General features: G+C 46.7%; 10 protein-coding genes. 5 read left to right on the plus strand and 5 right to left on the minus strand.

Annotated elements, in window-relative coordinates; all coding sequences use genetic code 11:
* Positions 1 to 2 precede the first annotated feature (2 nt).
* Positions 3 to 671: a CAAX prenyl protease-related protein gene (locus tag C8R34_RS06310; RefSeq protein ID WP_258364389.1), complete on the minus strand. Its 669-nt coding sequence runs from the start codon at positions 669 to 671 to the stop codon at positions 3 to 5.
* Between the two features lie 260 nt (positions 672 to 931).
* On the opposite strand from C8R34_RS06310, the gene C8R34_RS06315 reads away from it, so the two are divergent.
* Positions 932 to 1,327, plus strand: a complete 396-nt coding sequence (locus C8R34_RS06315) for a YchJ family protein (protein ID WP_110338936.1) — start codon at positions 932 to 934, stop codon at positions 1,325 to 1,327.
* A gap of 106 nt (positions 1,328 to 1,433) precedes the next feature.
* Here the strand turns inward: C8R34_RS06315 and C8R34_RS06320 are convergent, their stop codons facing one another.
* Entirely contained in the window at positions 1,434 to 2,525 is a 1,092-nt protein-coding gene (locus C8R34_RS06320; protein WP_258364390.1) for an aminopeptidase, read from the minus strand.
* A gap of 256 nt (positions 2,526 to 2,781) precedes the next feature.
* On the opposite strand from C8R34_RS06320, the gene C8R34_RS06325 reads away from it, so the two are divergent.
* Complete coding sequence (locus C8R34_RS06325) at positions 2,782 to 3,261, plus strand: DUF3579 domain-containing protein (protein WP_258364391.1); 480 nt, start codon at positions 2,782 to 2,784, stop codon at positions 3,259 to 3,261.
* Positions 3,262 to 3,278: 17 nt separating this feature from the next.
* Here C8R34_RS06325 and C8R34_RS06330 read toward each other — a convergent pair whose 3' ends face one another.
* Together C8R34_RS06330 and C8R34_RS06335 are read right to left on the minus strand one after the other, a co-directional pair.
* Entirely contained in the window at positions 3,279 to 5,354 is a 2,076-nt protein-coding gene (locus tag C8R34_RS06330) for a cytochrome c (protein ID WP_110338938.1), read from the minus strand.
* On the minus strand, positions 5,351 to 6,253 hold the full coding sequence (locus tag C8R34_RS06335) for a hypothetical protein (RefSeq protein ID WP_110338940.1): 903 nt from the start codon (positions 6,251 to 6,253) through the stop codon (positions 5,351 to 5,353). The genes C8R34_RS06330 and C8R34_RS06335 overlap by 4 nt, the downstream gene beginning before the upstream one ends.
* Before the next feature lie 338 nt (positions 6,254 to 6,591).
* On the opposite strand from C8R34_RS06335, the gene C8R34_RS06340 reads away from it, so the two are divergent.
* From C8R34_RS06340 to C8R34_RS06350, 3 genes are read left to right on the plus strand one after another with little or no spacing between them, the layout of a single operon-like run.
* Positions 6,592 to 7,980 carry a TolC family protein gene (locus C8R34_RS06340; protein WP_309146176.1) on the plus strand — a complete coding sequence of 463 codons (1,389 nt, stop codon included), beginning with the start codon at positions 6,592 to 6,594 and terminating at the stop codon, positions 7,978 to 7,980.
* Positions 7,977 to 9,146: an efflux RND transporter periplasmic adaptor subunit gene (locus tag C8R34_RS06345; RefSeq protein ID WP_110338945.1), complete on the plus strand. Its 1,170-nt coding sequence runs from the start codon at positions 7,977 to 7,979 to the stop codon at positions 9,144 to 9,146. The genes C8R34_RS06340 and C8R34_RS06345 overlap by 4 nt, the downstream gene beginning before the upstream one ends.
* A 3-nt stretch (positions 9,147 to 9,149) precedes the next feature.
* Entirely contained in the window at positions 9,150 to 12,347 is a 3,198-nt protein-coding gene (locus C8R34_RS06350) for an efflux RND transporter permease subunit (RefSeq protein ID WP_110338947.1), read from the plus strand.
* A 112-nt stretch (positions 12,348 to 12,459) separates the two neighbouring features.
* Here the strand turns inward: C8R34_RS06350 and C8R34_RS06355 are convergent, their stop codons facing one another.
* On the minus strand, positions 12,460 to 13,716 hold the full coding sequence (locus C8R34_RS06355; RefSeq protein ID WP_165872539.1) for a putative Na+/H+ antiporter: 1,257 nt from the start codon (positions 13,714 to 13,716) through the stop codon (positions 12,460 to 12,462).
* Positions 13,717 to 13,757: the final 41 nt, after the last annotated feature.

Here is a 13,757-nt window from a genome sequence, read left to right on the forward strand (position 1 = left end):
TCCTACCAAAAGCCCCAATTACCTGTCGATACTATCCATATACCCAGAATGCCATTGGTTATCGCATGCGCAAGAATCGGCGACCACAACGTACCGCTACGCATATACAGAAGGTTATAAATAATCCCAGCGAAAAGCCCAGCCAACCATAGACTATGCGCAACTGCAAAAAGTATGGCTGTAATGCAAAATGCTTTGAATCCGATTTGTGCCGGGCTGACAGTCAAAAAATCTGGGTGAGTGATCCAGCGCATCAGAAATGATCGCCAGAATAATTCTTCCATGATAGGAACCACCAGTGCCGCACCAGCCAACCGCACCGTCACTAGGAACCAATCAATTTCAGCATCATCACGTGGATCGAAACCAACGGACTCGCCCATCACCATCCAATCTGCCGTCAGATTAATCCAAGCAACGAACACCACGATGCCCGCAACAATCGCCACAATCCAGGTGCGAGAACTCACCCCCGCAGGCCATCGCAACTCACTATAAGCACGCCGCATCAACCACAGCAAGCCGACAACAACAGTAATCTTTACCACATAAAGCAAGCGCAGCTCATTGGCATCCCAGCCAAACTTCAACAATACATCTTCCAACAGCATAAAAAAAACATATGCACCGAAAGGTGCAATACGATAGACATTATCACGATCAAACATCATAACTGTTATCTCTCAAGTTATTTGTATTACGATGGTACTACTTGCTGTATTTGATATCGCAGTGCGATTGATCCCGCTGCATTCATCAGTGTAAAGAAAAAGATTCCTTGCAAAAGTCGGAAAAGAATGTATTGAATAGCCGATATCTTGAAATATACTCATGGAAATCCTTACGCTGGTACACAACCAACTCGACGATCGAATCCAAGCACATGTTTTGAGAAAAATGCACAATATCGCATGAATATAATACATACAGCATGGCAGGCATCAGAATGACCCACTGTCCATGTAGCAACACACACTACATCAACTGCTGCGGCCGTTATTTGGATCACGGCGAAACTGCCGCTACGGCAGAAATACTGATGCGCTCACGTTACACGGCGTACACACTGAACCGCGAAGACTATTTGCTGGCAACTTGGCATTCCAGCACCCGCCCGATCTCACTCGAATTGGCACGCCAGCCACCGAGCCAATGGCTGGGTCTGACAGTGAAACGCCACGAACGATTATCCGCAGATCGTGCGATTGTCGAATTTGTCGCGCGCTACAAAATCAATGGACGCGCTTATCGCTTACATGAAATCAGTCGGTTTATCCAAGAACATGAACTATGGTTTTATGCTGATGGCGATATCATGCAACGCTAGGGAAATTAGCAACCCGGAAGAGATACCGCCAGATATGACAAAACTGCCGAATAGTTATGGGCTTCCGGCTCGCTTAACTACTTAATTTCAGCTTTATTGATCATTGTTAACGCTCAACCATCATCCATTGCTGGTCACCTTCCACCGCCTTCTGCAGTATTAAGTTACGCTCATGTTTTGGCAGCTTACTTATTCTTGCAACGGTATCGAAGAAGCGCGCCATATCTCTGTCATGTTGCTGGAGTATTGCCTGGAATGCAGGCACCAATTGTGTATAGATCGAAACGGTCGCCAGCAACGCATTGTTTAAAGGTTGTGCAAACCATCGATCATAACTGCTGAATTCGGCTCTCTCAGTTTTCAAATGCGAGAATTCCTCACGCAATTCCTCAAAAATACGTGCTTTCCGGATACGCTTCTCAGTGTCACTGATATCTGACTGAAACAATGCTTGTAAACGCTTGCGATGACTGAATATCAGCTCGACAAAAATAGCTTCTCTCTCCTGTCGCGCAGTCAATGCAGCTTGTTCCAAAGCACTGCCATTACTTTCAAACCAACGTCGCACACCTTCCTGCTCGACAGCGGTAGCAAACGATTCATTGAAAACACTGTCTCCAGGCACATACACCACCTGATGCGCCAGTTCATGAAATATCAGACGCGCAAGGTTCATCTCCGAGTAGCCGATAAAGGTATTCAATACCGGATCACTAAACCAGCCTAGCGTAGAATAGGCGCGGATACCGCCGACATACACATCATAACCCTCCTGTTTGAGTTCTTCTGCATGACGCTCTGCATCAGCCTGAGAAAAGAATCCCCGGTAATTAACGCAACCGACTTGCACAAAACACCACTTCTTGAGCTTGAGAGAGAGCTCTGGCGAGGCAAAAACATTCCATACCACATAAGGGCGCTCCAAGTCTGCGTAACTTGTGTAACTCAGGTTATCCGGCAGCTTAAGCTCACGACTAGCAAATTCGCGCATTTGCACAATCTTGCTCAGGGAGTGCTTTAATTTTGAATCGATAGCAGGATTGGCAACAATCCTGCTAATCGGTTGCGCACGATGCACAACTTCGAAGTGTCCACCTACAGCTTGCACATAATAAGGCAGATTAGCGCAGGCACTGAGCCACGTCACCTGCCCCACAATCATGGCAAATCTGAAAGCGCGCGATATTTGTAAAACCACCCTGACTCCTGATAGCGATAAACACTGAGATAGGAAAATCACTTGCGATGACCTAAGCATCATACTCATCTTTTTTTATTTCTTTCAATAGATTTAGTTCTATCAAGCCTGACTCAAAATAAATTGTTTTTATAAGATTCTATTTTTCCTGATTAATTCAGGTCGCCACTCATACACCTTATTTCAAATCGACCTTCTCCATTTTTCTCAAGTTTTGCCGATACAAGGCTATGAATCTGTAAGGAAAGAATACTTTATGATAAATGACCACAAAAAAATAGCAGCCTTGCTCCATGCTGCTTCTGGAAATTCCACTTGCTCTCTCACGGCTATCGCGCCCATGAAAATCAAATCTGATGAGTGCTTAATTCTCGGCATTACCGCAGAGGGCCGATCATTTCGGCCAAGCGACTGGGCAGAGCGGCTCTGCGGAGTACTTGCCGGTTATGATAGCAAGAGACGTTGGATATATTCGGATTATGCCCAACCTGTCATACATGAGGGCCAAATCGGAGTAAAGGTAAAAACGGCACTGCAAACCATCAATCCGGACACCTACGAGTTCATTATGAATTTTGCCTACCGCAATCAACTCAAAATCGTGTTCGAAGAAACCATACACCAGGATGAATCAGCCGCAGCGACAGAAATTACCCAATCTGTGCAAAAACTAACACTTGCGTTATTAATACACCAATGGAAAATACGATTTCCATTTAAATACTTTGGGCTTTAAACTGCTAGCGCCGTCTTTCACAAAGACTTAAGATACTCCAGCAGATCCAAGCGCTGCTCTCTGGTCAGTGCGGGAAGAAATGTTCCATCAAGTTGCGGTGTCCGGCCAGCAGCGTATTCATGACCGCCATTGCCGTTACCCCAAATACTGGTACGAAATAAAAAACCATCATAACCACTCGATTTAAAACCAATCCTTTCCAGATCAAATTCACGTGAACCCACCATAAAATCATCCGGCCGATACTCACCCTCTGGTGGATCACTCGCTTGTCTTTTAGGCAGCAACAAATCATATAATGTAGGCACCGAGCCGTTATGTAAATATGGTGCAGTTGCCCAGATACCATTGAGCGGACGGGCTTTATAAGCCATGATCGAAGCAAAAGGTTTAGCCGTCGTATCAGGCGTGTAATTGCCATTTTTAATGGAGGATTGCACTTCGTTATCAAAAAATGTGTACGCAAAATCAAGCGATCGTTCGACCCACCGCCGCACCAACCATTTATTCCAATCGGGTGTCAAAACCACATTACGTGTAGCAGATGCCAGAAGAGCAACCGCCGGCGCTTGATGATCTAATAAGATATTGCCTACACCGACATTGACATATTGACCGCGCAAAATACCGCTGTAGCCCATGAACGTGACGCTGTTTTCGGCCATTTTAGCATCCGTCCCTACAGAAGAAACGGCAATCATCTTAGCCACGACCCGGCGATCAGGATCGGTATGATTGATGTGTCCATGGCATGATGCACAATATTGTTCGTATAGTTCTGCGCCGCTGGCCAATCGCGTCTTATCGAGACTGGGCAGAATATGCTCAGGCCAAGATGGCGATGTTAATTTGCGCAAATGCTTCTCCACCCGACGCAAATTCCGAATATCAATTGAAGATCGGAAATCAATATGCTTGCTACTAAAACCTTGCCCCCCCAGAACCGAAGATAGCGTGAAACCATCTTTTTCCTGCCAATCCAGCGTGCCGAACACGCCAATCAATTGCCCCGCATTACGCGCCATAGGTCCCAGCCCACTGTTATCGACCCTGCCGTTCCACTGCACATAATCATGCCGGGGTACATCCCACAGGAATGGATAACTCACTGGCGCATCCGCCGGATTATAGATTCTATTTCGCAACTTGATCATCTGCCTGTCAGTCAGGTATTCCTGTATTCGCTCAACAATATGGTCACGATTATCGCTACTCAGAACCGACTCCACGTTTGTCATCACTTCAGCCAATTCAACCGGGGACAGTATTTCCGCTAGCAACTCACGTATTTGCTGTGCATTCATAATATGTTCAAACACACGGTTATAAATTCGTCCAAATGCGTCTAACCGCGCGTAACCGTAATGAGTCAGCGGACGTTTGGTGTCCCGTGGCGTATTGATGATGGTATACGTCTTGATACGCTGAGCATATTTCTTCAGGTCAGTTAATACATCATCAGTGTTTTTATAGTGACCTTGTTTCAATACATTGACAATAAAGCGATTGCGTTTTTCGGGATTCTCTAAGGTAACATAGAGCGCCTGTGCCAAATCAATCATGAATGTTTCCATATCTGAATACGCCGGACCACCATCGATACGAATCCCGATATCGTTGTAATTGATCTGAGTCGTGTGGCAAGCGGCACAGGTAAACCCCATATATGCCTTACCTTGATACTCGTCACGTACCATGCCCACAGGCAAACCGTCCGGATTACTCACCGTCGGACGTTGCGGCAAGTAGCCATAACGATCAATGTTCTGATCATTGCGAAATAAAGCAGTCGAATCCGCTTGTTCCAATACCAGAAAAAAACTGTACGGCAATAGATTAGAGCCTTGCGTCGTATTGTAGAACCACAGACTATCGGAAGGAGACCAGCCCTGTGACAAATAGGTAATTTGGGAAAAATGATCACCAAATTTATTGGAATTCATTATGACGGCACCACGATCGGGATCATCGTCACGAAATTCATACATCCGGGAAAACACACCAACAGCTATCCAGATCGCCACGACCCCTAAGAAAACCAGTGTCAGTCTCTTGACCCAACACAGATAACGATTTGAATTCCGGAGACTCATGGGGATTGCTGCCACCAATCCGCGATGACTTTACCCACCGCAGGATTAACCAGATATCCATACGAACGATGGCAATTCAATCCTTTCTCGTTACGATAAAAATTGTAGATGCCATCACAATGATCTTCGATGGCTTCAATAATCCCCAGAGATAACATCGGTGCAAAATCATCTGCAAAAACTCTATCCAATGCAGTGATATCGCCCACGGAAGAAATATTCACCCAGCGTCGGATATTGGTGGGATATCTTTTCTTTCCTGTCCGATGATTACCCATTAATCGGCGCTGTATATAGTTCATACCCAGCGGGCTCCCGATGGTTAAAAATACATCGATCTTACCCGGCAGGTGTTCCAGATGCGACAGCTCCCACAACGCATCGTAAGCAATGACTGAACCCAAGCTATGGCCGATCAATAATACTTTGCCATTATTCGCCAACATCGGGCGCAACGCCTGTTTCAATAATTCACGAATCTCGCAAGCGATATTATTTCTGTTCTGAAAATAACGTGTTATCTCTTCGGCAGTCGACTGAATAGGCTTTGGTGTCAAACGAAGTAAAAAGGGAAAATGATCAACAATCGTATAAAGAACACGGTCTAACTTGCGATGCCATGCATCTGCTTCTCGAATATCCTGTTCAGTAGGACCGTGTTGATTGATTAATACATCAATCCACGTTAGCTCACTACTCATATCTTTATTTTCACAGTAATAAAGATAATTCCATGCGATCAGTCTAAAGCTCTCCGCATGTTGACCCAACTTATCAACAATTTCAGGATCAGCGCGGCGCACACCTTCCAAAAGGATGCGCCATAATAGTTTCTGATGCTGATCAGCCGGAGGCTTAGGATTCTTCCCCGGAATAAAGATGATCCGCCGTTCATTCATCCTGTTCACTATCACTAATGATTCACTTCGAAATCGCTGCAAAACAATAATAAAAGGCCATAGGTACTTCCCAATATTAATACCATCGTTCAGCAATCATTCAGGATGCCTCCATTACATTCTCAAACTGCTCCTCAATGGTAGCTTGAATAATACTGATATTACCAAAAGCCACAATTAAAACCTGATTACTCGTGTTATTAATATTACTGAATCTTAAAATTCGTTTATTATTAGCGATCAATTTCATGTGAAAAACTTGTGAACAATTTGTGAAAACAACACATCTCTGAAATAACTTAAAAGGCTCTATGCAGATTCTCTATTCTCGATATTTATTGTTTAGCTTATTATTCCTATCAGTTACCGTATTAGCACAACCCACAGTCCCGCTTCCAATCGGAGCGGATGGACTACAACCTCCGGCACTCTCATCACCACCTGCGCGTGAATTAGCACCAGCCACAGCACCACTTAGAATGAACGAGTTGCCGCAGCCCCGACCACCTTCGCCATCAGCGGAATCATTGGGACCAACAGTACCATTTACGATTGAAGAATTGCAACGATTGGGCTTACAGGCAAATGGTCTCGTTCTCGCCGCACGTTCGCAAGTCGGTATGGCTAAGGGGGGAGTGGTTGCCGCTTCGGCATATCTCAACCCTGAAGTCATGTTCATGATAGGCCCGATGGATAGGCGGCTTCCGGTACAGCTTACAGGACCAGCAAACGACCAGCACTCGGTGACAGTCATTCAACCGATTGAAAATCCTTTTATGCGGAGTGCGCGTATCGGTGCATCGGAAGCCATCGTTAATGCCAGCCGTGCCAGTCTTGATCAGGTAAGTGCCGATTTGGCGGCGCAACTCCGGGTTCGCGCTTATGAGTTATTGCTGCGGCAGGAACAAGCGGCCATGGAACAAGGAATTTACGATTTGCTGAGCAATGTGCGCCGACGCATTGCGGCCAATGTTGAAAAAGGTGAATTAGCACGTTTTGAACTCATCCGCGCAGATACTGAAATGCAAAGCGCAGCCAACCGCAAGGAAGCTGCCATACTAACTGCGGAGCGAGCCAAAGTTTTTTTGATGCAACTCACGGCAGGAACATTACCAGCAAATTTTCAAATTATCGCCTCGCTAAAAGATCCAGCTAACTTTCCATCCTTGGAAGAATTGCGCCAGCAAGTACCTACCATCAATCCGGATGTCGTTCGCTTGGAGGCCGAGCAAGAGCGTGCCAATAAACGGATCAGCCAAGAGCGCGCTTCCGTTTTGCCATCACTGAATGTGTTATACACCCATTACCAGGATCAACAATTTTCATCCAATACGGCTGGCATGAGCGTCAGGGTTCCAATTTTTTACCGTCGTCGTGGTGAAATTGACACGGCTATCTATGATTCTGCACGAATAAAAGAGTCACTCGAATATCGCCGCTACGAAATCGCTCAACTGTTTGAAGCAGCATGGCAGATGTTGCAGATTGCACAACGCCGGGTAGACATGTTCGAAGGCGGCCTGATCAAAGAAGCGGAAAATGCGGTAAAAGTTGCTGAAGCCGCTTACAAGTTTGGTGAGCGGGGTTTGATCGAGTTCCTGGACACGCAACGTATACTTCGAGGAATCCTGGGCGATTCCTTGCTAGCACGTTTTGATCTGCAATCGGCTGCTGCCGAAATCGACCGCCTGCGCGCACATTATCCCAAGGAGTTAATTGCAGAATGAATATTAAATTGCCTTTCGTAAGCTTCGCTTTTCTTACATTATTGCTGGGCGGATGTGATAAGAGCGAACCCACTGATAGTCCTCAAAAAGAAGCTGCGCCACAAGCATCTGAAAACGAAAGAGACTTTAACAGCATTACAATTCGACCAGATCTAGTGGATCGGTTGAAAATTGGACGACCATCTCTGGTTGACCTTGCTGATAAAATACAAGTACCCAGCCGAGTTCAAGTGGATGAAGAAAGAACCGCACAAATCGGTTCTTACGTAACGGGACGCATCATGAATATGTTTGTCATATTGGGTGATTACGTTAAAGTAGGAGCTCCGTTGGCTCGCATTACCAGTCCAGATTTAACGCAAGCACAACTCGCCTATTTACGCGCATCATCCCGTGTTGTGGTAACCCAGAAGGCATCCGAACGTGCACGGCACTTGTTGACTGCTGATGCCATACCGGTTGCAGAGGTGGAACGGCGACAGTCCGAATTGGAAATTGCCCAAGCTGAGTTAAGTGCAGCAGCAGACCAATTAAGGTTGCTTGGAATGAGCAATGCTGAATTGGTGGAGCTCTCTAAAAGAGGAAAAATTCTACCGTGGCTTGACATCAGAGCAACCCGCGAGGGATACGTTATCGCACGTAACGTAATCGTGGGGCAGGTTGTGCAACCTGCTGATCCACTCTTTCAAGTCGTGGATCTCTCTCATGTCTGGGTAGTAGGGGATGTACCCGAGCAAATTGCCCGCGATGTCCGACTTGGACAGCACGTGGAAATTAATATACCAGCGATGGGGGATGTTAGTCTTGATGGCATAATCATATTTGTCTCAGACACAGTCAATCGCTTAACTCGTACCGTGATGACCCGGGTCATGGTGGAGAATCCGGATCGCAAGCTTAAACCTGACATGCTGGCTAATATGCATATTACCGACCCGCAGCATAAAGTGATGGTCGTTCCGGAAAGCGCTGTGGTGCGTGAATTAAACAAGGACTATCTCTTCATAGTAATCAGCCCTGATCGTTTCCAGCGAGTGCCTGTTGAATTGGGTCCCGAAGTAGCTGGCTTTCGTCCCGTACTGAGTGGACTTAAGATTGATCAGCAGATCGTGATGGAAGGTGCTTTTCATTTAGATAGCGAGCGTAAGCTTGCTGAACTGGAGTAGCCCATCATGACCGCGATAGTTCGTGCAATGATTAATCAACGCCTGCTGGTCTTGGTAATCGGGCTGGCGTTATGCATCGCAGGAGGATTTGCCGCAAAAAATCTTTCTGTGGATGCGTTTCCCGATGTGACCAATATTCAAGTACAAGTGGCCACGGTTGCCATTGGCCGCAGCCCGGAAGAAATGGAGCGACTGGTTACCGTACCGGTTGAAATTGCCATGACTGGCCTGCCGGGATTGGTAGAAATGCGTTCGATGAATAAAAGCGGATTGTCGCTCATTACATTGGTTTTTACTGACAAAACCGATGTGTTCTTTGCTCGCCAACTGGTGATGGAACGCATCATTGATGTGACCCCCCGATTGATACCTGGCATCACACCAGTGCTTGGACCGGTTTCAACAGGCTTGGGTGAAGTTTATCAATATACAATCGAGCATCCAGATGATGGCAAACGTGCCCTGTCAGTTGAAGAACTCATGGAGCGACGCACAGTGCAGGATTGGGTGGTGCGTCCCATGCTGCGCTCGATTCGGGGTGTGGCGGAAATCAATTCCATTGGTGGGCACGTCAAAGAATATCAAGTCTACGTCGACCCGAATAAGTTGCGGCATTACGATCTAACACTGGCGGAAGTTGATCGTGCATTGGCCAGTAATAATGCCAACGCCAGCGGTAATATACTGGCGTTGCAGTATGAGCAGTACCTGGTCCGTGGCGTAGGCTTAATTGCCTCATTGGAAGATATTCGCAACATTGTGCTCAGGGAAATGAATGGTGTCCCGGTTTATGTGCGTGATGTCGCTGAAGTGACTTTTGGTGGTGAAGTCCGCCAGGGTGCCAGTATCAAGAATGGTTACACCGAATCAGTTGCCGGTATTGTAATGATGTTGCGTGGCGGCAATGCCAAGGAAATTGTCGGTCGAATCAAGGAAAAGGTCGCTGAAATCAATGAACGCGGGATATTGCCGGACGGTCTGCAAATCGTGCCGTTTTATGATCGGACGGATTTGGTAGATGGCGCACTATCGACAGTGCAAACTACGCTGATCGAATCGTTGATTCTGGTCATCGTAGTCCTATCCATCTTCCTGGGTAATATTCGAACCAGTATCGTTGTATGTTTCACCCTCATCATCACGCCACTGATTACTTTTATGGTGATGAACTATTACGGCATGCCCGCTAATTTAATGTCTCTAGGGGGGTTGACGATTGCACTGGGCATGATGGTGGATCCGACAGTCGTTGTGGTCGAGAATATTTATCAACGTTTGGGTGAAGCCCGCGATACCAACCAATCCAAATTCGATATTATTATTAAAGCAACAGCGGAAGTTGGAACACCGGTTATTTTTGGTGTAATTGTCACGGTGCTTGTTTTCCTGCCATTAATGACACTGGAAGGCATGGAAGGAAAAACATTTAGTCCGCTTGCCGTCACCATTGCGATTTCACTGTTTGTAGCATTATTTGTATCGATATTATTATCGCCCGTGCTGAGCGCCTACCTTCTAAAAGGAGGCAGCGAGCAAGATACGAAAGTGATTGCTGTTCTTAAGTCGGGCTACTTATACATTCTAAATCTGGCACTGGGAAATCAGAAGAAGACGATGATCATTGCAATTAGCTTGCTCATGGTTGCCTTCGTCTTATTTCCACTCCTGGGCAAGTCTTTTATTCCCATCATGAAAGAAGGTGCAGCAACACCCGTTATCATTCGCGCACCTTCTATTTCCCTGGAAGAAGCCATCAAGTTGGAAACAGAGGCAATGCAATTGATCGCCGCGATACCTGGTGTGAAATCTGTGGTTTCCAAGCTGGGCCGAGGAGAATCACCCGCGGATCCTGCATCACAGAATGAATCCGATCCGATTGCGGACTTGGACTTGGTCGGATCAGGTCGTACCCAGCATGAAATTGAGGAGGATATTCGTAAGGCACTCACGGTGCTGCCGGGTGTCAACATCGTCATATCCCAACCGATTGCACAACGCGTGGACGAAATGGTAACTGGGGTACGTTCGCAAGTGGCCATCAAGATTTTTGGGGATAACCTGGAAGAATTGCGCAAATTATCCGAACAGGTAGCGCGTATTGTCAAGTCGACGCGCGGCGCCAGAGATATTCGTATTGAACGTTTATCCGGTCAGCAGGAGCTAACCATTAATATTGATCGCCGTGCGATCGCTCGTCATGGCATCAATGTTTCTGATGTCAACGAATTGATTGCTACTGCAGTTGGTGGCAAAGCAGTCACACAAGTTTTTGAAGGTGAACGGCGCTTTACGTTGCTTTTGAGATTTCCAGAAGGCTTTCGCCACGATGTTGAAGCCATCAAGGAGCTCTTATTAAGACCGGCGACCAGTAATGTTGCACCGGGTGGTGTGGCAACAGGCGGTGTGCTCGTACCTCTCAGTGCGGTAGCGGATATTCAGGTCGTCGATGGTCCAGCCATCATTTCGCGTGAATTCGCCAGGCGGCGTGTGGTTGTGGGCGCCAATGTACATGAACGCGACATGGGGGGGTTCGTGGCGGAACTTCAAGAACGCACTGCAAAAGAAATCAAATTACCTCCCGGTTATTATTTCGTCTGGGGTGGACAGTTTGAGAACATGGAACGCGCTATGGCAACCCTTTCTTTGATTGTGCCCGTTACCTTGGCAGCCATTTTCTTCTTGCTGTTCATGCTGTTTAATTCGGTCAAGATGGCTATACTCATTTATCTGGTATTACCGTTTGCATCGGTGGGGGGTATCGTCGGACTTTTTGTCACGGGCGAATACCTATCCGTGCCGGCATCGGTAGGTTTCATTGCAGTATGGGGGACTTCAATATTGAATGGTGTGGTACTCATTTCCTTTGTTCGAGAATTACGCGAGAAGGGTATGAGTATTGAAGAATCCGTCAGAAGCGCCTGCGCACAGCGCTTTAGGCCGGTCATGATGACAGCAGCCACAACCGTGCTGGGTCTGGCACCATTCCTGGTTGCCACGGGTCTTGGTTCCGAAGTGCAAAAACCGCTTGCTATCGTGGTTATTTGTGGACTAACGACAGCAACCATGATGACCATGGTTGTCATGCCCATGCTATACCGCTGGTTTGATGATGTGCCTGAAAAAACAACTCCAACGACACAGCCAGCAGAGTCACTGCCTTTACCACAGAGTATTGCTCAGAACTCTATCAAAGATGCTTGATTCTCTTCTTCGAAAACAAATTTAGAACCGCAAGTAGCCAGAAAACAGAACTGGAAATTTATAAAACTCCAGTTCTGTTTCAGAATAACCAGCACTATCACATTCACATACGTTATAGCACGCGAAACGCGATAATCGCCACCAGTGTCGGAGGTAGTGCCGCAATCAATAAACCCAATGGATGAATGGATTGTTCATCAAACTTGCCCTTCAAAATAGAGATGCCCGCAGGATTAGGTGCATTGGCAATGACCGTCAAACCTCCTCCTGTAACCGCACCTGCAACCAGCGCCACTTTGAATTCCTCACTCAGTCCTTCGACCAATGAACCCAGATAGGTTAGTGCCGCATTATCTGTAATCGCAGTTAAAAGGGTGGCGCCAAAAAAGACTGCGTTATCATCCATATCCATTAATAGCGGTTGCAACCACCATTGCTGCTGCCCGCCCAGTACCACCAACCCCGCCAGAAAGAATGCCACCAGCAGCGCTTCGCGTAAAATCAGTGGATTCTGATATTGTTGGTAAGCAGCGGTAAAACCAAGAAAGAACAAGAATATCCCCATAAACACTACGGGATGATGCGCAGATAGCACAACCAATGTCAGGAATATGAGGTGAATCAATACCACAAGCAGTGGAATTTTTGACACGGCGGCATCATTCTTCTGGCCGACATGCCCCAATTCACGACGAAACAACCACGTGACCGCCAGCGCATTCACCGCGACCGCCAGTGCAGCTTTCCAACCAAAATTTGCCAACATAAATCCGATATCCCAATTCCATGTTGCTGCCACCATCAACACCGGCGGTGCGGCATAAGGTGTCAACGTGCCACCGATGGAAATATTGACAAACAGCACACCGATCGTGGCGTATTTCAGACGCGTGGATATCTCTTTGCTGAATAATGTATCGCGCAACATCAGTGCCGCAAGCGTCATTGCAGCCGGCTCCGTAATAAATGAACCCAGCAACGGAACGAATGCCAGCAATAAAAAATACATCACCATGCCAGTATTGATTGGCAATAGAATTGCTACACGATGAACAGTCGCGGCGGTAAAATCCAGGATCGGACGTGTCCCGGCAATGACCATGATCACAAATACGAACATCGGTTCAGTAAAATCGCGCGACTCCAGGTAAGTAATTGCTTCATGTTTGCCACTCACGGCAAATATAAACAGTATCAAAATCATAGCCCATAAACCGAACACCACCTCCACTTCGCCTAATAGATGCCAAATACCTGCATGGCGCGGCTGAATGTGCGCGAGATGTTCGAAATACTTGGTTGAAAATGTATGGATCACTGCCAATGCAAATAATATGGCAGCAATCAACTGAACGGACGTTGGATTCATCATGATTGTCATTAACGATATAAAAGTAAATATTTAAAACC

Origin of the sequence: Nitrosomonas sp. Nm84, assembly GCF_003201565.1 — a bacterium.
In the GTDB taxonomy this organism is placed as follows: domain Bacteria; phylum Pseudomonadota; class Gammaproteobacteria; order Burkholderiales; family Nitrosomonadaceae; genus Nitrosomonas.

What these genes read in the sequence shown, in the direction of transcription:
- C8R34_RS06325 (WP_258364391.1), top strand. Translation starts at nt 2,782, where the DNA reads ATGATAAATGACCACAAAAAAATAGCAGCCTTGCTCCATGCTGCTTCT.
- C8R34_RS06355 (WP_165872539.1), bottom strand. Translation starts at nt 13,716, where the DNA reads ATGAATCCAACGTCCGTTCAGTTGATTGCTGCCATATTATTTGCATTG.
- C8R34_RS06335 (WP_110338940.1), bottom strand. Translation starts at nt 6,253, where the DNA reads ATGAATGAACGGCGGATCATCTTTATTCCGGGGAAGAATCCTAAGCCT.
- C8R34_RS06345 (WP_110338945.1), top strand. Translation starts at nt 7,977, where the DNA reads ATGAATATTAAATTGCCTTTCGTAAGCTTCGCTTTTCTTACATTATTG.
- C8R34_RS06315 (WP_110338936.1), top strand. Translation starts at nt 932, where the DNA reads ATGGCAGGCATCAGAATGACCCACTGTCCATGTAGCAACACACACTAC.
- C8R34_RS06310 (WP_258364389.1), bottom strand. Translation starts at nt 671, where the DNA reads ATGATGTTTGATCGTGATAATGTCTATCGTATTGCACCTTTCGGTGCA.
- C8R34_RS06330 (WP_110338938.1), bottom strand. Translation starts at nt 5,354, where the DNA reads ATGAGTCTCCGGAATTCAAATCGTTATCTGTGTTGGGTCAAGAGACTG.